Consider the following 23252-nt stretch of genomic DNA (forward strand, 5'->3'; position numbering starts at 1 on the left):
ACCGCGGCGAGAAGACGGCGGGTGGCGGGAGAAGCAGACATGCAGACGACTCCTTCGAAAAGTCAGCCCGGTCCGGCTTCGTGCGAGCCGGACGGACTCCGTGCGGTTCCCGGCGTCCTGCCGGGAAGCCACACTCTGGCCCCATCCATCGCCAAAGGCCACAACTCAGGACTCGTGTTGCCGAATATGGACATGTCCGTAACTCTCCCTTGTAGGAGGCATATGTCAATGTCCCGTTGACGGCGGTCGGTGCGGGGGGCGGCGACGGCCTGTGCGGTATCGGGGCATGCGGGTTTCGGCCATGGAACCCGGTCATTCGCGCCAGCCTGTGTGGTGTGCGCCGAATGGGTTCAGGGATCTGTAACAGGCGCTTCTGGTCGCATTTCGCACGCAGGTGCGCAGTTCCGTTCTGGTGTGCGGGTGACGTCGACAGCGGCTCTGTGGGCCCGTGCGTGAACTGGCGGCGTGCTGGTGGGGTTTGGACGTCAGCAAGGCGGCCTGTTGGACCTGGGATCAGGGCGGGTGGTCCCGCTGTCACGGGATGCCGGCGAGGTGCGGACGGAGCCGACCGGAATTGAACCGGCGTCCTCGCGATTTTGGAGACCGCGCGCGTCGACCTCTGCGCTACGGCTCCGCCCGCCCGGGCATCGTAATGCGGCCCCGCAGATGGCGGGAACTGCTGGAGTCCTGGGGGACCGCAACGGCCCGGGACTCCTCATCGGCTGGGGCGTTGGCTGCGCGACGCGGATCCGGGGCCGCGCGCCCCGTTCGCGTGACGGCGTGTCACAGGCTCGGTCGCGGTGGGTGGGGCGACGCGCTCCACGAGCTCGCAGGCGGCGTCCTCCAGCAGCATTTCGGTGGCCGGCCCTTGCAGTCGCAGACCGCCTCGGAGGAGGCGTGGTCGAAGGTCCGCGGCCCGACCACGCCGGCGAGTTCCAGAGCCCGTCGGCCGGCCGGCGTGGAGTGGGCGTCGATCCGCGCATGGGCGCCGAAGATCGCACTCCGGGGACGTCAAGCCGTGTGTTTGTGCATCACGTCCAGGTAATGCCGATCACGGTGCGGCACGTGGTCGTCCCGTCCCGGCAAGCCGAAGACCGCACAGACGTCGGCGGGCCGGGTCAGGATGCTCGACTGCTCGTCGAAGGTGAGGATGCTGTTGACCGCATGCCGGCAGCCTGCGGTGTCAAGGGCAGTGATCAGCTCCTCGCGGAGGACGGTTTCCTCGAATGACTCGGAGTCAGGCAGGACGAGCGGCGGAAGTCTGGCGGTCGAACCGGGCCGGAGGTTGATCCGGATGCCGCTCACAGTCCGTTGCGTGATCACCAGCTGCAGCCCGCCCCAGGAATAGGGGTAGCCGTCGATATCGGGCCCCTTCATGATGTGGGCCGGGTGCGGACGGCCCGGTCCGAGGAGGTCTTCGGCCTCAACCAGGGACATTCCGCAGTTCAGCGGCCCGATCCGGCCAGTACAGGAGAAGTCGACGAGTACGTCCATCAAGGTCACGACAGGACTGTGACACCCTCCCGGACAAGCTCGCACCCCGATATCGGCGCGGCGCCGGGACCGTGGCGTCCGGGCTCATGTCGTGGTCGAGCCGGAGGAGCAGGACCGGCAGGAATGCTGGGTCGTCCTGGACTCCCGGGACAGGAGCGACACTCGATCGCTGGCCTGAAGCATCGTCCGGCACCCAAGCCTCGGTCCAGCCGGGCCGGGCCGGGAACGGCCCCGGCGGTCGCGGCGGCCAGAGCGAGGACGGTGCCGTCGTCCGCCCGCCTCGTCCGCCCCGGACCGCCTGCCGATGTCACACCGGCCGCCGACAGCTGCGCCAGAAGGGCTCCAACCGCCACAGCCGCAGCGCCTCGCAGCGGTGTCGCCATGCCGGTGCCGCGCATCGCCGGGCCCCTTCCGTATGCGGGAGACGGCGCCCCGTCGTGCTGACAGGCCCCGCCTGTCATGACACCGGCAGAAGGTGCGCCGGGCAACCGACACGCGTCCGAACGGGTCCGCACGGGTACCGTCGTGCGTCCTGACAGTGCGGTACGGGCAACGAGGTTGCGAGGCCGGAGGCGCCGGGAGCACATCGCCGACATGGACTGGGGCGAGCAGCGCATCCGCCTCGTCCGACCGCAACCGGACCAACACACTGATGGGGCCAGTACAGTCGAGGGTCCGAAACCGTCCTGCGCCGCACATGACGGCGCCCAGGTCGTCGTGGGACACGGGCTCCGGTTCAGAGGCGGTGGATCCGGTCGACGCCGTACCACTTCGACACGCAGGCGGCGACCCAGTCCCGCTCGTAGCTCCCCGTGAAGAAGGGCTCGGCGAGACTGCCGATGTGCAGGGGCCGGTAGCCCACGTCCGCGGCGCTCCGTGCGGCCTCGGTCCGGATGCGGGAGTTCTGGGCGTCCCAGGCCACGGAACGGGCGACCGTGGTGGTCGTGAGCTGCCGGACGTTCGGGACGAGCACGGCCACCGAGGCCAGCGCCAGGCAGCCCGCCGCGACGGCGCCGGTCACGAGGACCGTGTCGATGGTGCGGCGGCCCGAGAGCCACCGGCCGCCCCACGCTCCCAGCAGCGCGCCGTAGCCGCAGAGCGCCAGTTCCATCGGTACGAGATAGTTCGTCCAGGCACGGGCGTACGTCCACCCGCTCGGGCCGTAGCCGCTGCGCAGGCCCACCACGACCGCGAACGACCCCAGCACCACCACGGGCACCGGAAGCAGAAGCACGGCGATCAGCACCTTGCGCGGGACGGTCCGCCGCGGCTCCCGATTCCCGGGCTCCGCGGGCCCGCGGAGCCCGCTCGCCAGGCCCAGGAGGACGCCGACGGCGGCGGCACCCAGGTAGGCCCACTGGCCGGTGACGGAGTCCCACATGCGAAGCCAGTCCGCGAACGCACCGCTGAGTTCGCCCGCGGAGAGCACGGACTCCTTGTCCGGCTGCTGGGCCCGGCGCCACCGGGCTCCCGGGGAGGTGTAGAGCACGACAAGACCGCAGACGAGGCCGGAGCACCAGAGCAGGCACCAGGTGAACGGATGCCAGTCCCGCGCCAGACCGAGGCGGGGCAGGCAGAGCAGCCCGACCCCCGCGGCGAGCAGCCCGCTGACGAGCGCGAACGGCTCGCTGAGGGTGCCGAGCGCGAAGCCGATGAGGAACGCCGAGGCGAAGCCCGCCACACGGACGGCGGCACGGGGATGGCGGACGGTCCGGATGGCCAGCAGGAGCGCCCACAGGCCGATGACGCTCGGAACGGTGTGGGAGATCGTGGCAGGGGCCCACAGCAGTACCTGATAGCTGCGGGTGCCCGCGAAGTAGACCAGCGCCTGGACGACCAGGGCGCAGGCGGTCAGGACCAGCACCCGGGGTCTGCCGCCGAGGAAGCGTATGAATTCACGCCCCAGCAGGACCAGTCCGGCGGTGAAGGAGACTGCGATGACCGTCGGCAGGATCTTGGTCCCGGCCAGTCCGTCGCCGTAGACGACACCGCTCAGGAAGGCGTTGGCGATCCTGCCGTTCTGGGTCGTGTAGAAGTCGGACGTGATGCCGAGGACTCCCAGATCACGGGCTTTCCACGCGGCGCACCAGTCGTCGGACGTGGGCCGTACGTAGAGACCGAGGAAGCATCCGACGGCGATCAGGGCTCCGGCCGCCGCGACGAGCGTGGCCCCGGCCGCCGGGAGGAGCCTGCGCAGGAGGGGGCGGCGGCCGGTTCCCCGGCCCCTCGCGGGGGAAGGGGTCCGGACGTCCTCGCCCTCGACCGCAGCAGTGCTCATTCACCACCCCTTCGCAGCGGGGCCCTGCCGGAGAGGCGGCCGATGCGCCCGCCGACCGCGGCGACCGCACGGCCCGCGAGCACCCATGATGTGCACGGTTCGCCGCCACCGGCATCCCGGGTGCGCCAGGAGGGGTACGGAGCCGCGAGGCCTCTCGGGCGCCTCGCTCACCAGGACGGGTACGGAGCCGCGAGGCCTCTCGGGCCCCTGGCTCACCCGGACGGGTACGGAGCCGCGAGGCTCCTCGGGCCCCTGGCTCACCCGGATGGGTACGGAGCCGCGAGGCCTCTCGGAACCCCTCGCTCACCCGGACGGGTACGGAGCCCCGAGGCCCCTCGGAACCCCTCGCTCACCCGTGCGGCGGCCATTCCGTGGCAGCCTCCGCACGGCTCTTCCAGGATGGGGAATCCGGGTCCGCGCGCAGGCGGGTCCGGCGGAGGGAGTGGCGATGCCCGGTGTCCGGCTCGGCCGTTGGGCGGTCGTCACAGCGGCCTTGGCGAGCGTGGCCGTGCCCGTGTGTGCCGCGGGCCCGCCCGCCGGGCGGCCCACCGGCGCGGCGCGGCCGGCGCTCTTCGTCTGGCCCGTGGGCCACCAGAGCCGTGGTCTGGCCGAGCGCAGTTACGCGCCCCTGTCGATGCTCGCCGCCCCCACCGTCGGCCTCCTGTCCAACACGACCGCGGTCGAAGGCGTTCCGCCGTCCGTCGCCAGGGGCGCGCGGTACGTCGAGGGGAGCAACGTCCTGCGGTTGGCGTCCGGCCGGTGGATGTACCTTCCCGCCGGCAGGACGAGGTCGGCCGTGGTCGCCCCCGACCATCCTCAGGCGGGGCAGCAGGTCGCGCGGAGCCGCGCCTGGCTGGCCTCCGGTCGGGTCCCGGGCAGGTCGCCCGCGCAGCGTGCGGCGGCCGAGCGGGCTCTCCTGACCATGCGCGCCCTGCTCCGGCCGAACGGCGCCATGGCGGCGGGGTGGAGTCCCGGCTGGAAGTACTCCTGGCCGCGCGACTCCAGCTTCGCGTCCGCCGCGTTCGCGCACACCGGCCATGAGGCCGAGGCCTACCGGATCCTGCGCTACAGCGCCGCGACCCAGCGCGCGGACGGCACCTGGGAGGCACGGACGAAGCTCGACGGATCCGGGCCGCCCGACGGCAGGCGGTGGCAGCTCGACGCCAACGGCTGGGTCCCCTGGGCCGCCTGGCAGTGGTACCGGACGGCCCCCCGGGCCACCCGCCAGGCCCGGCTGATCTCCCTCTACCCGATGATCCGCAAGGCGGCCGACCACGCGGCGGGCTCCCTGCGGGCGGACGGGCTGCCCCCGGCCTCGCCCGACTACTGGGAGCTGATGACGACCACCACGAACATCGGTACGGCCGCTCCGCTGCTCGCCGGGCTCAACGCCTCCGCGGACCTCGCCCGGGAGGCGAACCGGCCGGTCGACGCGGCGCGCTGGGCCCGGGCCGCGCGGCGGCTCTCCTCCGGGATCTCCGCGCGGTTCGTTCCGCTGGGGTACCAGCGCACCGTCGACGGACGGCACGGGCTCGACAGCGCGGTGGCGTTCATGGCGCCCCCCTTCAACGCGGCCCCCGCCGGCCTGCCCGGGGCGCTGGACGCCACGTACCGGGCGCTGCTCCTGCCCAATGGGGGGCTGACCCCCGGAAACGACCCCACTGCGCCCTGGGGCGGGAACGCCTGGACGCCCAGTACGGCTCTGTTCGCGCTCGCATGGGCCGCTACGGGGAAGCCGGCGAAGGCCGGGCAGGTCCTGGACTGGGTCCTCTCCAAGAGGAACGCGCTCGGCGAGCTGCCGGAGAAGGTGGACAAGGAGGGCAGGCCCGCCTCGGTCGCTCCCCTCGCGTGGACGGGATCGATCGCCGTCCTGTCCCTCGTGGCGCTCGACGGCACGCCGCTTCCCGCCCCGCCCCTGCGGTCGTAGTGCTCGCGGTGCGGGTCGGGGCAGGGGCTCAGACGGGCTCCGTCCCGTCACCCGGCGGCGGAGCGGTGCGGACCCTTTCCAGCGCGGCCAGGAGGTGCCGGTAGGCGAGCCGTTCGGCCGCCACCGCCCGCCCGAGGAGGAGGTCATGCGGATCACGGCGTGACCGGGCCTGTGCCGCGGCGGCGAGGCGGAGCTCCCTCGCCCGGTCCACCTCGTTCCTGGCCTCGACGTACGCGTCGTCGAGCAGCCGGTGGTCGAGCACCTCGGCGAAGGCGCGCTCCGCCAGGGCGTCGAGCCGGTCGAGGCCGTCGGCACAGCTCGCGGGGGCCGACCCGGCGCAGCCTTCTTCCAGGGCCCGGGACAGCGATCCCAGGGTCGCCCCGAGCTCCGGGTACCCCCAGGCCGGCGCGGCGTCGTTCCTGCACCCCGTGGCGAGGGCCACCAGCACGGCGACGGAGGCCACGGCGCGGACCGTTCCCGGTATCGCGCGCCCGCGCGCGGTGGAGCAAGGGGTCATGAGAGCCCCGATCGCCGGTGGTCAGATGGTCGGGAGCCGGCCTCGGCCGGGCCCCGACGTGGTCCGCACGCCATCCTCGCCCGCACCGGTCAGCGCTGCCACCCGGAGCCCGCACGACCGGCCAGCGCGACTTCCGGGGGCTGGACCGCGCGGTGCCACGGGGAGGAGGGCGGGCGGCTGCCGGCCGGCTCGGATCCGGCCGGGGGAGCCGTCGTGACGTGCAGACCGGCGTCCAGGCCGAGGGCTGCGGCGACGGCCGTGCCGTCCGGCTCGGCCACGGCCGCCGGTGCGCCCGTGTAGAGCATCTGGGAGTCGTACCAGGACGGCGTGTCGTCCGGGCCCGACACGCCGACCGTGCCCGTGCCCGCGCGGCCCGCGAGCAGGTGGCCCGCGACGCCGACGGCGCCGTAGCCGCCCTCGCCGCCAGCCTCGGTGACCGGGGAGAACGTCGGCGCGGGCCCGCCCGCGGTGGCCAGGCTCGTACCGACGGTGCCCGTGCCGGGGCGGCGGAAGTACAGGCGGACGCCGTCGCCCTGCGGGCTCGCCGAGAGCGGACCGGTGGTCGCCGGGAGCCCGGTCGGGAAGGGGCCGCTGAGCGGGGCGTCCGGGGTCGGCTGGACCCAGGCCAGCACGGTCCGGGCCGTGGCCGCGTACACGTGGCGCCGCCCCGCCCCGTCGGTCGCGGTGACCGGGTCGCCCTGCACACCGGTGCCGCCGAGGGCCTGCCACGCGCCGAAGGCGCCGTCCGGGGTCGCCTGTGCGCGGGCGCGCAGGGTGCGCCGGGAATCGCGTACGTACACCGTCATCCGGCCCGTACGGTCCACGGCGACGGACGGTGCGCTGATCGCCGAGGTGCCGGATATGTCGACCGTGTCCGGGGTGCCCAGCGACTGCCACGGGCCGAAGGTGCCGTCGGGCGCGGCCTGGACGGCGTACACGAGGTCGCGCCCGTACGCCTGGGGTGTGGCGCCCAGCGTGGTGCGGGTTCCGAAGACCGCGATCCTGCCGTCGGGGAGCCGGACCGCCGTCGCGCCCGCGTCGATCCCGGCGCCGGGGAGGAACAGGGGCCCCTGCCAGGGGGCCTTGGGGCCGCTGCGCGACCAGTACGCCATCCGGCCGTCCAGGACGGCGAAGGCCCACAGCCGGCCGGAGACGCCCTCGGCCATCCAGGACGTGCCGTCGCCCCGGCTGTAGCGGATGGTCTGGTTCCAGCCGGCGCCGGTGGGCCGGGTCGCCGTCTTGCGGTCGCCGCACCCGGCGGGGCTGCCGCACCAGTCCTGGTGGTCCGTCCAGGCGTAGGTCTTGAGGTAGCCGAGCTTCTCCTCGGCCGCCTGCGGGTCGAGCGTGGGAGGCAGGGAGCTGTTGGGGTAGCTCACGTAGTTCTGGATCGAGAAGTGCGGCCGGTCCGTGGACTTCGCGTAGCGTTCGGCCGCGGCCTGCACGAAGCGGGCGCCGTACATGTGGTCCTGGTGGTCGTGGAAGGCGCCGCCGCCCTGCGACCGGCCGGGCGTCGGGTCCTGCGTCCGTATCGTGGTCGGCCGGTACATCGCGAAGACGTCCGCGATGGCTTCCACGGCCTGCTCCTTGGTGTACGAGAACCAGGGCTTGACCGGCGTCCCGGAGGTCAGCTGGGCACCCAGGGCGGGGACCTTGCCGTCCCACAGGCCGCGGAGGCTGTCCGGATTGTCGTCGGAGATGCTGCGGGCCTCACGCAGCTGCATCCATACGAGGTTGACCTCGGGCCTGGCGACGAGGACGTCCACCTCGGCGCTGCCCCCGCCGACGGTGGGTACGGACTTGCGCTGCCAGGCGCTGGTGCGGTCACCGGTGGCCATCTGCGCGTAGGCGGCGCGTATGCCGTTCTGCCGGGCCTCCGCGTAGGCGGCGTGGTCGGCGGGGCGCGCGGGGTCTTCCAGGTGCGGGCTGTGGGCCTCGTTCCTGCCGTCGGACTCGCCGGAGGTCAGGTAGACGGTGGCGACCTTGACGCCCGTCGATATGGAGCGGCTCAGGTCGGGGTTCATGAAGAAGAGGTCGTCGTCGGGATGGGCGACGACCTGGAGGACTGTGCCTTCGGTCACACTCGGGCGGAGGGTCGCCTCGGGGGCCGCCGTCTCCTGCGCGTTCCCGTATCCGTAGGCCCAGGTCGTCACCCCGGCGGCGCCGACGGTGAGCGCGGCGAGCAGGGCCGCGAGGCGGGTGCGGCTGGCCAGGGACATCTGCAACGCCTTGAGGATCGGTCCGGTGCGGAATTCCGCCGAGGAGTGAGTCGGCGCCCCGATGGCTCCACCACTTCCGGAGACGACCGGGCCCGATTATGCCTCGCGCGTTTGCGGCTGACACACCATCAAGAGGCATATGAGAGGAAGCAAGTTGAATGCGTAATATGCACGACTTGTCCTATTTGGCATCGCTTGAGCGGCGCTCACGGCAGGGCGGAGGGATGATCGCCGAGGAGGCTCTTCCTCAGTGGTCGAGCAGCCGCCATGCGGCGAGGGCCAGCCCGGCCCGCATCAGTCCGGTGGGCTGGGTGAGTTCGATGTCCAGGGTCTTGCCGATCTGTTCGATGCGGCGGGCGACGCTGCTGTGGTGCAGGTGGAGAAGGTCGGCGGCGCGGCGCAGGGAGCCGGTGACGCAGTAGGCGTCCAGAGTCTCCAGATCCTCCGGGCTGTCGGCCACGCGGGCGATCCCGGCCACGTCGGCGTTGTCGCGCGAGGCGTCTTGAGGAATCTCGGCCAGGAGCGCCAGCGCGCCCAGGTCGGCGTAGCGGACGACGGGTTCGCGCGGGCCGGTGAAGCGGAGGGCGGTGCGGGCCTGCCGCCAGGAGCGGTCGGGGTTTCCCGCGGCGCCTATGCCCGCGCGTACGCCCGCCGGGAACCGGGCCGGGTCGACGGCTGTGGCCAGGATCACGCCCACGTCGGCGAGAGGTGCCGCCTTCACGGGGCCGGCCGGGCACACCAGGGCGCCGATCCGGTCGAGCGGGAGCTGGGACCGTACGGCGACGACGCGGACCGGCAGGTCGGGGGCGAAACCCAGCAGCCGTAGCGCCCGGGCCCTGGCCGCCTCGTCGTTGTCGGCGCTGATCGCCAGTTCGACGAGGGCGGGGTCGGCCATGGTGGTGCGGGCCGGGCCGTACCGCTCGGCGACGGCCGCGGCGGCGATGGCGAGCCGGTCGAGCAGCACTTCGTCGAGAGGGTTCGGCGGACCGGGGCGTTCCAGCCACACCGTGCCGATCTCTTCCTCGTCGAGCGTGATCGGCACCGTGGTGGACGCGGGTGACGGCGGGGTGGACGCTTGCCTGCCGTCGGGCGTGACGCGGATCACCCGCCCCGTGCCGTGGAGCCGAATCCCTGCCACGCACTCGGCCAGGCCCGCCGAAGCGCGGGCGAGCGCCGGGAGATCCACCCGTCGGCGCATCAGCGTGTCGTAGAACGCGATGACGCGGATCGCGCCGTCGACGTACGGATCCAGTCCCGACAGCCGTACGGCCAGTGCCTCCATGGCAGAAGGATAGAAGGACAGGGGCGCGCCGGTCGGCGCGCGTTCGGGGCGGGATGCGCGACGGATGGCGGATGACCGCCCGGGTGGCGACCGTGAGGATGGTCGTCATGGATCCCGAACTCGAAGCATTCATCCCGTTCCTTCCGCAATTGGACATGAACGACCCGGTCGCCACGCGCAAGGACTTCGCCGAGCGTGCCGCTGCGGCGCCGGCGCCGGACACCTCGGCCATGGAGGTCGAGGACCGCACGGTGTCCGCCGATCCGGACGTGGCGGTCCGGGTCTACCGCCCGCACCAGGCACAGGGCGCCGTCGTCTGGCTGCACGGCGGCGGCGGAGTCTTCGGCGACCTGGACACCGAGCATCCGTGGGCCGCCCGGATCGCGGACCTCTCCGGGGCGGTGGTGATCTCGGTGGGCTACCGCCTGGCGCCCGAGCACCCGTTCCCGGCCGCCCTGGACGACGGCTACGCCGTACTGGCCTGGACGGCCGGGCACGCGGCCGAACTCGGCGTCGACCCGGCGCGGATCGCGGTCGGAGGCCACAGCGCCGGCGCGAACATCGCGGCCGCGGTGGCCTTGCGGGCGCGGGACGAGCGGGGACCGGCGATCCGCTTCCAACTGCTCAACCAGCCGGGACTGGACGACCGGCAGGAGACGTGGTCGGCGCGGAACTTCACCGACACGCCCTGGTTCGACCGCGACAAGCTCGCCGCGGCGTGGCGGCACTACCTGGGCGGCCGGCCCGCCACGCCGTACGCCGCCCCCGCGCGGGCCGCCGATCTGTCCGGCCTGCCGCCGGCCTACATCGCCACCGCGGAGTTCTGTCCGAACCGCGACGAGGGCATCGCGTACGCGCTGCGCCTGATGCAGGCGGGCGTGTCGGTCGAGCTCCACCAGTGGCCCGGCACCTTCCACGGATCGCAGGCGATCCTGTCCGCCGCGGTCTCGCAGCGGCAGAACCTCGAACTCGGCGCCGCTCTGCGCCGCGCTCTGGCCGCGTGACCCGTGGATGTCCACGAGCACGGGGAGAGTCCCCGTCGCGCTCATCGATCATGAAAGGACGGATGTCTTGAAGATCCGACTGATGTTATGCGCAAGCGTGGCCGCGCTGAGTGTCTGCGCGGGCACGGTGACGGCAGCTGCCGCACCCGACGCAACGAGGGACGTGCCGGCCGGCAGCACCAGCCCGTCGAACGGCTTGGATCCCGCGGAGCTGAAGTCCGCCATGGACGGTGTCCACCGTGCGGGAGTACCGGGGGTGTACGCCGAAGTGCGCGATGCCGGCCGGACGTGGCGCGGCGCTTCCGGCGTCGCCGATGTCAGGACCGGCCGTCCCGTCACTCCCGATATGCGCCAGCGCGTCGGCAGCATCACCAAGACCTTCACCGCCGCCGCGGTCATGCAGCAGGTGGAGCAGGGCCGGATCCAGCTCGACGCGCCGATCGGCGGCTATCTGCCGCGGCTGGTGCCGGGAGAGCGCGGCCGGAAGATCACCGTTCGGATGCTGCTCAACAACACCAGCGGCATCCCCGATTACATCCCCTATGCGTTCCCGTCCCTCCAGACGCCCTCGCCCGAGAGCCTGGACGACAACCGGTTCAGGCAGTTCCGCCCGGCCGAGCTGATCGAGTTGGGACTGGGCGCGCCTCCCACGGGGGAGCCCGGAGGCCCCACAGGGGTGTACTCCAACACCAACTACCTGCTCCTCGGCCAGCTCCTGGAGCAGGTGACCGGTACCCCGGCCGAGGAGTACATCACCCGGAACGTCATCGAGCGTGCCGGGCTCCGGCACACCGGGTTTCCGACCGGGCCGCGTATCGAGGGACCGCACTCGCGGATGTACGAGGCCCTGTGGGGCCTGATCGACCCGCCGCGCGACTACAGCGTCTACAACATGTCCTGGACGGGGACGGGGGCCGCCCTGGTGTCGACCATGGACGATCTCAACCGTTTCTACGCCAAGCTGCTCGACGGCAAGATCGTCAACCGGTCGTCGCTGGAGCAGATGCAGCGCACGATCCCCGTCATCGCCCTGGACGGATCGACGATCCAGTACGGCCTCGGTCTGCACAAGGTCGACATCGGTTGCGGCACCTTCTGGGGTCACGACGGCACGGTCTGGGGGGCCGGAACGATCTCCCTGACCCGGGCGGACGGCAAGCGCCAGATGTCCGTCGCGGTCAACCTCCAGAGGTGGAACAAGCCGGACTCCTCGGGGAAGCCGCAGCACCACGCCATCGACGACGCGCTGTCGACGCTGCACCGGCAGGCGATGTGCGGCAACGGAAACGCCCAGGCCGAACATCCCTCGCAGGCCCCGGCGTTCGTCCCCTAGGGGTCCGCGAAGTCGGTCGGTCGCAGCGCCCTGCGCCCCGCACCCGATCAGGTCACGGCTTACCGAGGCTTGGACCGGCGGGTGCGGTCGCACGGTGCTGCGGGTGTCCGCCCGGGGTGGGCCGCGGGCGGACCGGCCACCAGATGGCCCGGCCGAGGAGTGCGGCCAGGGCGGGGACCAGCACCAGCGAAAGGACGAGCGCGGAGAGCATGATGCCGAGTGCCATCGCGAAGGCGACCTGTTCGCTTCCCGGGGTCGTGGCGAGCGTGGCGAAGGAGCCGGCCAGCACCAGCCCGGCCGTCGCGATGGCCGGTGTGGTGTGCCGTACCGCGCGGGCCACGGCGGCGCGGGCCGGGCCCGGTCGCTGCATCTCCTCCCGGATCCGGTCGGCGATCAGGATGTTGTAGTCGGTGCCCAGTGCCACGACGAACAGGAACAGCACCAGTGGGAGGGTGAAGTTGACGCCCGGCTTGCCGAGGGCGTGCTGGAACAGCAGCGTGGCGGCGCCGAGGGTGGCGGCGAAGCCGAGCCCGACGGAGAGCATCAGGACCATGGGTGCGAGCAGGCTGCGCAGGAGCAGCAGGAGGATCAGCGCGATCAGCGCGGCCGCGACCGGGAACACGATCGTGAGGTCTTGGTCGACGGCGGTCGAGATGTCGGCGAAGATCGCCGCCGTCCCGCCCACGTGTGCCGTCGTCCCAGCGGGCGTGTGCTGGGCGACCGCGGCCCGGACCGGTCCGGACGCCAGGTCGCGGGCCTGTTGGCTCTGCGGGTCGGCGGTCGGGTAGAGGTCGATCCGGGCAGCACGGTGGTCCTCGTTCAGGACGGTCGGTGCGACCTGGCCCACGCCGTTGACCTGGGTGAGCGCACGGGAGAGGCCGTCGAGCCCGGCGGCGGTGAGGGTGCCGCCGTCCGTGGCGGCGACGAAGACGCTCGTCGGGTCCGACACCCCGGCCGGCAGCGTGCGGGAGATCTCGGCCGCGGTGGCCGCGGCGGGTGTCCGGTCACCGGCATCGCCCCGGCCGTATTCCATGCGCATGCCGGTCAACCCGGCGGCCAGCGCGGCGAGCAGGGCGACGGAGGTGAGCAGCATCGTCAGCGGTCGTCGTGTGACCAGCGCGCCGAAGCGGGCGGCACGGCCTTCGCGCTGCTCGCGGCGCAGGGCTTTGGAGGGCCAGAACATCTTGCGCCCGGCGGCCGCGAGCAGCGCCGGCAGCAGGGTGAGGCTGCCGAGCAGCATCACCAGGACCGCGACGGCGATCGCGGGGCCCAGCGAGCGGAACTGCCCGAAGGTCGCCAGGCCCAGCGTGGCGAACGCGGCCACGATGGTCAGCGCCGCCGAGGTGATCGCGGTGCCCACCCGGCCGGAGACCTGCTCGGCCGCCTCGCGGGCGGACTGCTCGGGCCGGGTGCGCAGTTGCTCGCGGAAGCGGAACAGCAGGAACAGCAGGTAGTCGATGCCGATGCCGAGCAGGACCACGTTGATCAGCCCCGGGGTGCCCGCGTCGAGCTTCCGCCCGGTGAGCATCGCGGCACCCGCGACGGCACCCCCCGCCACGCCGCCGATCATGGCGACCGCGAGCAGCGGCAGCAGGGCCGCCGGCGCACTGCGGAACACCAGCACGTTGAGCAGGACGATGAACCCCATGACGAGGGCGCTCCCGACCGTCGAGGCGGTCCTGTGGGCATCGGTGGTGTCGACGGTGTCGGCGAGGCTCCCGGTGAAACCGGTGCGCATCCCCGCCTCGGAGAACTGCGTCCGGGCGGCGTCCCGGAAGGTCCGGTAGACGCCCTGGACCCCCTTGTCCGTGGGATTCCCGGTCAATTGGACGGAGAGCAGTTCGAAACTCCCGTCGGGCGCCGTCATCGCCGGCGCGATCCGGGGCGTCTGGGAGCGGTCCGGGACCAGGAACTCCGGGACGTCGTCCTCCCTGGGCATGATCACCCGGCGCTGGGCCAGCTTCGCCGCCTCGGCCTCGACCCGCTGCTGGTCGGCGGCGCCGAGGGCCTTGCCGTCGGAACGGGCGACCAGCACCGTCACCGTGGTGGCGTCGGGGTTCACCCCGAACTGTTCCTGGGCGATGTGCAGCGCGGCGGCCGAGTCATAACTGCGAGGAAGGAAGTCCCCGGTCTGCTGCTGGGTGACGCGGGCGATCAGCATCGGGGTCAGGGCGCTCAGTACGACACCCAGCACCACCCAGAGGGCGATGACCTTCCACGGGTGTCTGGTGGAGTATCCGGTCAGGGCGCGGATCACGATGTCCTCCGGCGGACGGACTTGAATGCGGACGTCTGCCGGGGGCTCCCGGCCGGTCTCCAGACCATCAGTCGCAGGGGCCGCCGAGCGTCGTGGCAGCGGATGATCCGGACCGGGGCTCTGGGTCCTCCCCCCGGCCCCCGACCAGGACCCTGGTCCTGGTCCCGATCCGGGTATCGGCGTCCGGGACAGGGGCCGCGTACCGCCGCAGCCTGTGCTGCCACCGCGGCTGCTGTGCAACCCTGTTCCCGGGGGACAGGAGACCGGGAGGCCGGACACAGGGGGAGCGGACATGCCCAGGAGCCGACACATCGAGCCCGGCGACGCCTGGGAGCCGCTGCACATCGACAGCGCCGAGCCGCCGTGGACCCGTAACGACGCACTCGTGACCGGCGGGGCCTGCTCGATGAACCTGCTCAGCTACGTGTTCTACAACGCCCCCGGCGGCCAACACGACGTGAGCGTGGCCGGGTTCTTCCTCGTCGCGCTGGCAGCCATGCCGCTTCTCGCCCGGCGCCGCCACCCGGTGGCGGCGCTCGCCGCCGTACTGGCACTCGATGCGACGACCGCCCTGACCGTACCGCTGCCCAGTCACTTCGGTGCCGTCCTGATCGTCGCCCTGTACTCGGTCGCCAGGGCCTGCCCCGGGCGGGTGACGGCGGTCGCGGCCGCCGCGACGGTGTCGCTGACGCTGCTGAGCCAGAGCAACGGCCGGATTCCGCCCTGGCAGGACGCCGTTGCCTCCCCCCTCTCCACCGTGATCGTCGTCGGCACCGCCATGGCGGTCAACCGCTGGCAGCGGGAAGTGGCGGTCAACCGCAGACTCCTCGCCGACCGTGCAGTGGCCGACGAACGCCGCCGCATCGCACGGGAGTTGCACGACATCGTGGCCCACCACATCACCACCATGCAGCTGATGGCCGGTGGAGCCCGGGCCAACATCGCCGAACCGGAGGTGGTCCGGGACGCCCTGGTCACCCTGGAGGCCTCCGGGCGGCTCGCGCTGCGCGAGATGCGCCAGCTCCTCGACGTGCTGCGGGCCGGCGACGAACCGGAGGACGCGCCGTCGCTGCCCCAGCCCGGCGTCGACGACCTCGACCGCCTGGTGGCCGAGTCCCGCCTCGCCGGACTGCCGACCGAGTTCGGCGTCCACGGGCCGAAGCGTCCGCTGCCGCCGACCGTCGGCCTCACGGTGTTCAGGATCGCCCAGGAGGCCCTCACCAACACCCGCAAGTACGCGGGGGCCGCCCGCGCGTCCGTACAGCTGACGTACGGCCAGGAGCGGGTCACCGTCGAGGTGCGGGACGACGGCGGGGGCACACCGCCGCAGGAGGGGGCGTCGGCGCCGGGCTCGGGCGGTTACGGCCTCATCGGCATGCGCGAGCGCGTCGCCCTGCACGGCGGCACCCTCACCGTCGGCCCGCAGGCCGATGGGGGGTTCGCCGTGGTGGCCGACCTGCCGCTGACCACCGACGAGTCCGCCGAGGCGGCCGTCCAGCACGAGAGGGCGCGCCGATGACCGGGACCGGGCCGACGCCGCCGAGGATCAGGGTACTGATCGTGGACGACCAGCCGCTGGTCCGGCGCGGCCTGTCGCTGATCCTCGCCCCGGACCCGTCCTTCGAGGTGGTGGGAGAGGCAGAGAACGGCGCGCAGGCCGTTACCCTCGCCCGCCAACTGCGCCCAGACGTCGTGGTGATGGACATCCGGATGCCCGTCCTCGACGGGGTCGCCGCGACCGGAGAACTCGCCGCCACCGTGCCTGGCTGCCGGGTCCTGGCACTCAGCACCTTCGACCTCGACGAATACGTCGTGGACGCCCTGCGCGCCGGAGCCTACGGGTTCCTGCCCAAGGACAGCTCCCCGGAGGACCTGAGCGCGGCGATCCGCACCGTCCACGCCGGCGAGGCCGCCGTCGCGCCGCGCCTGCTCACCCGGCTGATCTCCACCTACGTACGGGCACCCCGAGGTGCGCTGCCGGCGCCCACCGGCCTGGGTGAACTCACCCCCCGCGAGGTCGAGGTGTGGCATCTGATGGCCACCGGCCTCGACAACACCGGGATTGCCCGCACTCTGGACATCAGCCTCTCCACGGTCAAGAACTACATCACCAGCATCTTCGACAAGCTCGCCGTCCGCGACCGCGCCCAGGCCGTTATCGCGGCCTACGAATCGGGCCTGGTCACTCCCCGTGCGGCGGCCGGGGACCCGCCCGGCGACAGGCACAGCGGAAAAGGAACCCCTCACCCTGCACCCAGATCGTCACGGCACGAGACGAGCGACCGACCCCGGTTCTAGAACACTGCCCAGTAGCCTGCGGCCATGCCTGACTCCTCCGCTTTCACCGTCCCCACCCGTTTCGACGGGGCCCGTGACCGTGTCGCACTCGTCGTTCCGGGCGTCGGCTACTCGCCCGCCAGGCCGCTGCTGCACTTCGCCCGTGGAGTGCTCCTCCAGCTCGGCTGGACGGTCCAGGAGCTGTGGTGGAAGGTCCCCGATGACCTCTCGCAGTTCACCGTGGACGACCGGGTCGCGTGGGTGGAGCGGCAGGTCGCCCAGGCCGTCGACGCCGAGGCAGGGGCCTGTCGCCTCCTCGTCGGCAAGTCCTTGGGCTCCCTCGCCTGTGGAAATCACCGGACAAGATCGCCCGGAAATCTTCGTCGCCGACCGGTCACATCGGCGAGCGCCCATCCGTCAGTGAGGTGAGCGGCCGACGCGACAGGCGACGGCCCCGGCCTTGGAGACCAGCCATGGACAAGCCGATCACCCCCCGGATGCCCAACCCCGAGAACCTCGTCCCCGAACTCGCCGATGTGAGCGCGAGCCTGTTCCGGGCCACCGGAAACCGTTCGGTGCCGCGCACCACGATCAGCCTCGTCCACCTCCGTGCCGGCCAGATCGTCGGGAACACCTACCTGACCGTCCTGCACAGCAGCAGCCTCCGCAAGGCCGGAGAATCCGAGGAGCGGATCACCGCCGTGGCGTCATGGCAGGACGCGCCCTACTTCACCGAAGCCGAGCGCGCCGCGCTGGCCCTGGTGGAGGCCGTCCTCCAGCCGTCCCCTCGGGGGGAACGGGTCTCCGACGAGCTCTACGCCCAGGTGTCGGAGCATTTCGACGACAAGGCGCTGGCCACGCTGACGATCGCGATCGGGCAGGTGAACTTCTTCATCGCCCTCGCCGTCATCGGCAAGCCGGTGCCCGTCGACTCACTGGCCAGGACGCAGTGGACGTGAGGTCCTCGGCCCCGGGTGGGCCGGTACGGGCAGGGCGGCCGGATTACCCGCCGGGCCGCCCGTGTCCGCCGGTCGCCCGCGGCCCTGTTCAGTCCACGAGCACGCCGGGGTTGAGGATGCCCCGGGGATCGAGCGCCGCCTTCGCGGCCCGCAGCGCGAGGGCGAAGGGCTCGGGACGCTGTCGGTCGTAGCCCGGACGGTGGTCCCGCCCGACGGCGTGGTGGTGGGTGATGGTGGCCCGGTGGCGGTACAGGACCTCGCCCGCGACAGCCTTGAGGTCGTCCCAGAGGGCGACCTCGTCACCGGCACGGCCGGCGGCGAGGACGGTGAAGTAGGGCGCCGCGCCGTCCGGATAGACATGCGTCAGACGGCAGTTGACGGTCGCGGGGTGCCCGGTGGCCTTGAGCGCCGCCTCGCCGACCTCGGTGCGCACCGCCTCGATCAGGCCGGGGATCCGGTCCCAGGTGGCCGCCGTCTCGAAGGTCTCCGCGACGGCGCCCATCCTGGCCAGACCGTCGCGGAGGTAGGGCATCCGCAGGAAGGCCGAGCGCCATGCGCTCACGGCCGCGTCACCAGCCGGGGTACCAGCCCGGGACTCGTCCGGGCCCACGGTGCCGCCGTACCGGCCGCCGTGCGAGCGGGCCAGGCCGACGGCCCGTTCGAGCCGGGCGGTCACCGGTTCGTCCGCCACCCAGGACCAGCACGGCGGAACCGTCCTGCGCCGCGCCAGACAGCGCGGCCTCACCGGCGTCCAGCAGACGGCAGTTGGCGGGGGAGAGGTCGGACTGCGCGATGGCGCGCACCGCCCGGAGCGCGTCGTGGAAGCCGGTGAAGGCGACCGCGGCGGACGCCTTGTGGCGGGGGCGTTCCTGTAGGCGGACCCATGCCTCGGTGATGATGCCGAGGGCCCCTTCGGAGCCCAGGAACAGGCGGTCGGGGGAGGGTCCCGCCCCCGAGGCGGGCAGCCGCCAGGAGTTGCTCGTGCCCGCCGGTGTGACCACGCGCAGGGATTGCACGAAGTCGTCGATGTGCGTGCGGCCGGTGGCGTAGTGGCCGGCGGCCCGGGTGGCGAGCCAGCCCCCCAGGGTGGAGAACTCGAAGCTCTGCGGGAAGTGCCGCAGCGTGAGGCCGTGGGGCCGCAGCTGGTCCTCCAGGCTCGGCCCGAGGGTGCCGGCCTGGATGCGTGCGGCGCGGCCCTCGGCGTCGACCTCCAGGACGCGCCCCATGGCGGTCAGGTCGAGGGACATCACCGCCCGGTGGGCGTCGCCGCGGTACTCCACGCCTCCCGTGACCGAGGAGCCCCCGCCGTACGGGACGACGGCGACCTGCCGGTCGCCGGCCCAGTCCAGCAGGTCGGCCACGCCCCGCTCGTCCGCCGGGCGTGCGACGAGGTCGGGGACGCGCCCGGGGCGCCCGCGCAGGGCGCGTATGACATCGCGGTACGCCTTTCCCATGGCGTGGGCGGCGCGATCCGCGGGGTCGGCGGTGACCAGGTGGGCGAGGCTCCGCGGGGGTTCGACGGCGGGGCTGCCGATGCCCAGGTCGCGGACGCGGGGCACGGGGAGCGGGCGGCTGAGGGTGCCGGGGAGCAGGGCGCCCATCGCGGCGCATTCCGCGTCGTCGGGATGCGCGTCCGTCCAGCCCCAGCCCCACCAGGAGCGGGTACGGGACGTCGGCTGCGGGGTGGTGCCGGCCATGGAGGCGCTCCAGGGGTCGAGGTAATTTACCTAGCGGTAAATTACCTACTGATAATATCGGCTCATGGCAACCCCACCTGCGAAACCTGCACAACCTGCGAACCCTTCGAAAGCCGGCACCAAGGGAGTCCCGCGGGAGCGCCGTCGGCAGCAGATGCTGGAAGCCGCCACGGAGGAGTTCGGCACCTGCGGCTACGCGGCCGCGTCGCTCCCCGCGATCGCCGCGCGCGTGGGCGTCACCAAGACGCTGCTGCACCAGTACTTCGGGGCCAAGGAGGATCTGTACGTCGCCTGCCTGGTGCCGGTCGGGGACCGGCTCCTGGATGCCATCCGTACGGCGATGGGCCCGGAAGGGACTGCGCCGCACACGCCCCTGCGCGTACTCGACGGCATCTTCACCGCCCTGGAGGGGCAGCGGGAGGCGTGGTTCGTGCTGTACGACACCTCCCTGCCGTCCGGCGGCGAGGCCGCACGCCGGGCCTCGGAGTACTGGTCGGCCATCGACCGGCTCGCCGCGGGCGGCACCGCCGAACTGCTGCGCGCGGCCGGATCCACCGACCCGCTGGACGCCGACGCGCTCAAGTACGTCTGGCGGGACCTGGTCGCCACCCTCGTCCGCTGGTGGGTCAAGCACCCGGAGCAGACCCCTGCGGCCATGACGCAGCGCTGCGCACGCCTCTTCGCGGCCGCCGCCACCCTCACCTCCGACGACCGCTCCGGCTGAAGCCGGGGCGGCCGGGCGGCCGACCTGTGCTCCGCTTGGAACCGGGCCATCATGGCTAGTGCTGTGGCCGGAAAGGTTTGCCGGGGCGCGGCTCCCCCAGCTACCGCTGGGAGGTGCCCCCAGGTGCGGTGCATCGCAAGGCGGAGGGCCGCGGCTCGTACTGGACGTACTTGCGCGGTCCGACAACGCGGCGAGGTGCCGTGCCGGGCGTCGCGACCCGGTGAACCTTGCCGGTCACAGCACTAGAGGTCGGCGGGATCTTCGTGCGGCTGCCGGATCGACGCGTGGCGGCACGTCTGAGTCGGGAGGTGACTCGTACGCATGGACGAATCACGCAGAGCCTGGATCATGATCGGCGGCGTCATCGCCGTCATCCTCTTGAACCTCCTGGCCATCGTCCTGATGAACACCGTCGGACGTTGACCGTGTGACGGCCGCCCGCCGCGCCTCGGAGGCCGCGGTGTGGCGGCGCTTGCCTGCTGCGGCGTCACGTCGACGGTTCGACCGCCTTCGGCTCACATCCCGCTCGGACTCCTGCGCGGGGCGGCGACGGGTCCTCGCGTGACGAGCTCCTCCTTGCGTCGAACTGCTCCTCGTGCCGAGCCCTGTGCTGCGGGGGCCGCAGGAGCCGCAGGGCCGCAGGCCGAGGGCAACTCGGCTGTCGCGTTCCGCCCCCCGATCCATTGTTGACGTCTCGTCAATTTCCTTTGTGTGTGCGGCTGTCCGGGGCCATCCCTCCGCAAGTAAAAGAGGCTGCCCGGACTCTTGCCGTGTCGCGCCGGTTCGCGAATGATGCTCCGGGCGTGTGTCGGCCGACGGTGGTCGCGATCCGCTCGCCGCCATCGAATCCGACCGGCCAGGGGGCCCGTTTTGCGGACGAACCGTCACATCCGGAGATCTTTGGTAGTCGTCGGCGCCGCCCTCGCGCTGGTCGTCGGCGTTCCCCAGGCGGCCTTCGCAGCGCCACCCCCGGCCCTGCCCACCCAGGCCGAAGCGATCGAGCTGACCTTCCAGCCGGCCTATGACTACGACACCGACGGCTGCTACCCGACACCCGCCATAGGCCCGAGCGGAGTTCTGAACGGCGGACTCAAACCCACCGGCGCCCTCAACGGCAACTGTCGGGACGCCTCGGACCTCGACAACACCAACGGCTATTCCCGCTGGACCTGCAACAACGGCTGGTGCGCCGTGATGTACGCGCTGTACTTCGAGAAGGACCAGGCCGTCCCCGGCGTCAGTCTCGGCGGCCACCGGCACGACTGGGAACACGTGGTGGTGTGGATCCAGGGCAACGAGGCCAAGTACGTCGCGACCTCCGCCCACGGCGACTTCAGTATCCACACGCGCGACCAGATCCGCTGGGACGGCACCCACCCGAAGATCGTCTACCACAAGGACGGCGTCGGCACACACTGCTTCCGTGCGGCGAACACCAACGACGAACCGCCCGAGAACCATCGCCGCGCCTGGCAGTTCCCCGCGCTCGTCGGGTGGTCGGGCTACCCGGCGACACTGCGGGACAAGCTCAGCCAGGCCGATTTCGGCAGCGCGCACTTCGGCCTGAAGGACAGCGCCTTCGCATCCCACCTGGCGGAGGCCAAGCCGACGGGCATCCCCTTCGACCCGTACCTGTAGACGAGGACGGCCACCGGCCGCCCGCCCGGCACATCACACCCACCGGTCCCGCACCGGCCGAAGCCACGAGGGCGGGTGCGCCGAGGTCGGACGACCGTGACCGGGCCGGCGCCCCGGTCACGGCTCGAAGATCCCGCGTGCTCCACGCACACCGGCGGTCCTTCTCAGCTGAGGGCGTCGAGCAGCAGTTTCGCGGCCACCGTCGCCCCGTCGGTGCGGATCGTGCCGGCCACGGCGGTCGCCCGTGCGCGGGTGTCGGGAGTCAGGGCCGTCACGAGTGCGGCCGACAGGGACTCGACGGTCGGGATCGGACCGTCGTGTGCCGCGCCGATGCCCAGGCCGGCCACCCGGCCGGCCCAGTACGGCTGGTCGGCTCCCTGGGGTACCACCACCTGAGGCGCGCCGGCCCGGGTGGCGGTGGCCGTCGTGCCCGCGCTGCCGTGGTGCACGACGGCGGCCACCCGGCGGAACAGCGCCTGGTGGTTGACCTCACCGACGACAAGACAATCGTCCCCGCCATCGATCAGGCCCAGATCGGCCCAGCCGCGCCCGACGACTGCGCGGTGTCCCTGCGCGCGGATCGCCTCGATGGCCACCCGGGCGACGTCCTTCGGGGCGCTCACGGGCGTGCTGCCGAAGCCCACGTACACCGGTGGTGCGCCGGCGTCCAGGAACGTCACCAACTCGGCGGGGAGCGGGCGTTCGTCGGTCAGCGTCCACGTGCCGGTCTGCACCACGTCGAGGTCCGCCGACTGCTGCCACGGGGCCAGGACCGGGTCCGCGGCCAGCCACGGCCGGTCGGTGAAGGCGTAGTCGCGGACGTTGTCCACCGGCGGCAGGCCGAACGACGCCCGCTGGGTGTTGAGCATCTCGCCGAACATCGAGTTCGCGATCCGGGCGTCCAGGTCCCACAGGGCCCGGTTGTCGGTCACGTCCTGTGGCAACGGCTGGCCCCGCCGCGCCGGCGGCCGGCGGTACGGCGACGGCAGGCTGACCGGCTGGTGGCTCACGTGCACGTAGCGAATGCCCAGTTTCTCGGCCACCGACCGCGCACCGGCCGTGGCGGGCAAGGGTCCGGTCGCCACCAGCGCACCACATCCCTCGGCCGCCGAGGCGACCGTGTCGAACTGAGCGGCCATCAACTCGGCCGCACGCTGCGCAAGGCCCACCGCAGACCCCGGCGTCACCGAGGTCACCAGCGGACGCACCGGCCGGCCGGTCGGTACCAGCGGCACACCGGCCTCGGCCAACCGCTCTACGAACTCCTCGTCCGGCGGCGCGCACATCCGCACCTCCGCGCCAAGTTCCCGCAACCGCACCGCGAGTCCCGCTATCGGTTCGACACTCCCGCGCGACCCGTACGTCGACAACACCACACGCATTTCGTGATTCTCATTTCCGCAGGTTCTGGCTTCGGTGGGTGATTCTGCGGTACGGCCAGGGTCTTGCCGCAAGCCCCCCGCTGCGCTATATGTTGAGAGTGGAGAGGAGTGAGTGCTCCCCTCTCCCCTCAACGTCCGCCGCCGACGGACGACCTCCCCGCGAAGCGGAATCGGGATAGTCGACCTGGTAGCCGCTGGAGTCTTACCTCCTTCGGCGGCGCGAAGCGGCGGCCGATGGAAGGACCACCCCGCGAGACCGGTCCTGGC

At 72.4% G+C, this 23252-nt stretch carries 16 protein-coding genes, 1 tRNA gene and 1 pseudogene; 9 read left to right on the forward strand and 9 right to left on the reverse strand.

Annotation, left to right across the window (positions count from 1 at the left end; translation table 11 throughout):
- Nucleotides 1–559: 559 nt before the first annotated feature.
- The 3 genes from ACGFYQ_RS32375 to ACGFYQ_RS32385 all read right to left on the reverse strand — a co-directional run bounded on the left by ACGFYQ_RS32375 (nucleotide 560) and on the right by ACGFYQ_RS32385 (nucleotide 3772).
- Nucleotides 560–634, reverse strand: a tRNA-Trp gene (locus tag ACGFYQ_RS32375).
- A gap of 377 nt (nucleotides 635–1011) precedes the next feature.
- Complete coding sequence (locus tag ACGFYQ_RS32380; RefSeq protein ID WP_393749863.1) at nucleotides 1012–1494, reverse strand: hypothetical protein; 483 nt, start codon at nucleotides 1492–1494, stop codon at nucleotides 1012–1014.
- Between the two features lie 736 nt (nucleotides 1495–2230).
- Entirely contained in the window at nucleotides 2231–3772 is a 1542-nt protein-coding gene (locus tag ACGFYQ_RS32385) for a hypothetical protein (protein WP_393749748.1), read from the reverse strand.
- Nucleotides 3773–4220: 448 nt separating this feature from the next.
- On the opposite strand from ACGFYQ_RS32385, the gene ACGFYQ_RS32390 reads away from it, so the two are divergent.
- Entirely contained in the window at nucleotides 4221–5699 is a 1479-nt protein-coding gene (locus tag ACGFYQ_RS32390) for a hypothetical protein (RefSeq protein WP_393749749.1), read from the forward strand.
- A 28-nt stretch (nucleotides 5700–5727) separates the two neighbouring features.
- Here ACGFYQ_RS32390 and ACGFYQ_RS32395 read toward each other — a convergent pair whose 3' ends face one another.
- The 3 genes from ACGFYQ_RS32395 to ACGFYQ_RS32405 all read right to left on the reverse strand — a co-directional run bounded on the left by ACGFYQ_RS32395 (nucleotide 5728) and on the right by ACGFYQ_RS32405 (nucleotide 9714).
- Nucleotides 5728–6162, reverse strand: coding sequence for a hypothetical protein (locus tag ACGFYQ_RS32395; RefSeq protein ID WP_393749750.1), 435 nt, complete (start codon nucleotides 6160–6162; stop codon nucleotides 5728–5730).
- Between the two features lie 143 nt (nucleotides 6163–6305).
- Nucleotides 6306–8432, reverse strand: coding sequence for a PIG-L family deacetylase (locus tag ACGFYQ_RS32400; RefSeq protein WP_393749751.1), 2127 nt, complete (start codon nucleotides 8430–8432; stop codon nucleotides 6306–6308).
- 247 nt (nucleotides 8433–8679) lie between these two features.
- Nucleotides 8680–9714 carry a helix-turn-helix domain-containing protein gene (locus tag ACGFYQ_RS32405; protein WP_393749752.1) on the reverse strand — a complete coding sequence of 345 codons (1035 nt, stop codon included), beginning with the start codon at nucleotides 9712–9714 and terminating at the stop codon, nucleotides 8680–8682.
- A 107-nt stretch (nucleotides 9715–9821) separates the two neighbouring features.
- Between ACGFYQ_RS32405 and ACGFYQ_RS32410 the strand changes: the two genes are divergently transcribed.
- Nucleotides 9822–10718 (forward strand): alpha/beta hydrolase, encoded by an 897-nt coding sequence (locus ACGFYQ_RS32410; protein ID WP_393749753.1) that lies wholly within the window; start codon nucleotides 9822–9824, stop codon nucleotides 10716–10718.
- A gap of 223 nt (nucleotides 10719–10941) precedes the next feature.
- A complete protein-coding gene (locus tag ACGFYQ_RS32415; RefSeq protein WP_393749864.1) occupies nucleotides 10942–12051 on the forward strand; it encodes a serine hydrolase domain-containing protein in 1110 nt (369 codons plus the stop codon).
- A 52-nt stretch (nucleotides 12052–12103) separates the two neighbouring features.
- Here the strand turns inward: ACGFYQ_RS32415 and ACGFYQ_RS32420 are convergent, their stop codons facing one another.
- A complete protein-coding gene (locus tag ACGFYQ_RS32420) occupies nucleotides 12104–14308 on the reverse strand; it encodes an MMPL family transporter (RefSeq protein ID WP_393749754.1) in 2205 nt (734 codons plus the stop codon).
- Nucleotides 14309–14600: 292 nt separating this feature from the next.
- Between ACGFYQ_RS32420 and ACGFYQ_RS32425 the strand changes: the two genes are divergently transcribed.
- From ACGFYQ_RS32425 to ACGFYQ_RS32440, 4 genes are read left to right on the forward strand one after another with little or no spacing between them, the layout of a single operon-like run.
- Nucleotides 14601–15827 carry a sensor histidine kinase gene (locus tag ACGFYQ_RS32425; RefSeq protein ID WP_393749755.1) on the forward strand — a complete coding sequence of 409 codons (1227 nt, stop codon included), beginning with the start codon at nucleotides 14601–14603 and terminating at the stop codon, nucleotides 15825–15827.
- On the forward strand, nucleotides 15824–16606 hold the full coding sequence (locus ACGFYQ_RS32430) for a response regulator (RefSeq protein ID WP_393749756.1): 783 nt from the start codon (nucleotides 15824–15826) through the stop codon (nucleotides 16604–16606). Before ACGFYQ_RS32425 ends, ACGFYQ_RS32430 begins: the two co-directional genes overlap by 4 nt.
- A 24-nt stretch (nucleotides 16607–16630) precedes the next feature.
- Nucleotides 16631–17014 carry a hypothetical protein gene (locus tag ACGFYQ_RS32435; protein WP_393749757.1) on the forward strand — a complete coding sequence of 128 codons (384 nt, stop codon included), beginning with the start codon at nucleotides 16631–16633 and terminating at the stop codon, nucleotides 17012–17014.
- 44 nt (nucleotides 17015–17058) lie between these two features.
- Nucleotides 17059–17544, forward strand: a complete 486-nt coding sequence (locus ACGFYQ_RS32440) for a carboxymuconolactone decarboxylase family protein (protein ID WP_393749758.1) — start codon at nucleotides 17059–17061, stop codon at nucleotides 17542–17544.
- 88 nt (nucleotides 17545–17632) lie between these two features.
- On the opposite strand, the pseudogene ACGFYQ_RS32445 reads toward ACGFYQ_RS32440, so the two are convergent.
- A pseudogene (locus ACGFYQ_RS32445) lies at nucleotides 17633–19241 on the reverse strand (FAD-binding oxidoreductase).
- 64 nt (nucleotides 19242–19305) lie between these two features.
- Between ACGFYQ_RS32445 and ACGFYQ_RS32450 the strand changes: the two are divergent.
- Nucleotides 19306–19965, forward strand: coding sequence for a TetR/AcrR family transcriptional regulator (locus ACGFYQ_RS32450; RefSeq protein ID WP_393749759.1), 660 nt, complete (start codon nucleotides 19306–19308; stop codon nucleotides 19963–19965).
- 870 nt (nucleotides 19966–20835) lie between these two features.
- Nucleotides 20836–21603 (forward strand): NPP1 family protein, encoded by a 768-nt coding sequence (locus ACGFYQ_RS32455; protein WP_393749760.1) that lies wholly within the window; start codon nucleotides 20836–20838, stop codon nucleotides 21601–21603.
- A 164-nt stretch (nucleotides 21604–21767) separates the two neighbouring features.
- Here ACGFYQ_RS32455 and ACGFYQ_RS32460 read toward each other — a convergent pair whose 3' ends face one another.
- Complete coding sequence (locus ACGFYQ_RS32460; RefSeq protein WP_393749761.1) at nucleotides 21768–22985, reverse strand: glycosyltransferase; 1218 nt, start codon at nucleotides 22983–22985, stop codon at nucleotides 21768–21770.
- Nucleotides 22986–23252 lie beyond the last annotated feature (267 nt).

This window comes from Streptomyces sp. NPDC048258 (assembly GCF_043201995.1).
Taxonomy (GTDB): domain Bacteria; phylum Actinomycetota; class Actinomycetes; order Streptomycetales; family Streptomycetaceae; genus Streptomyces.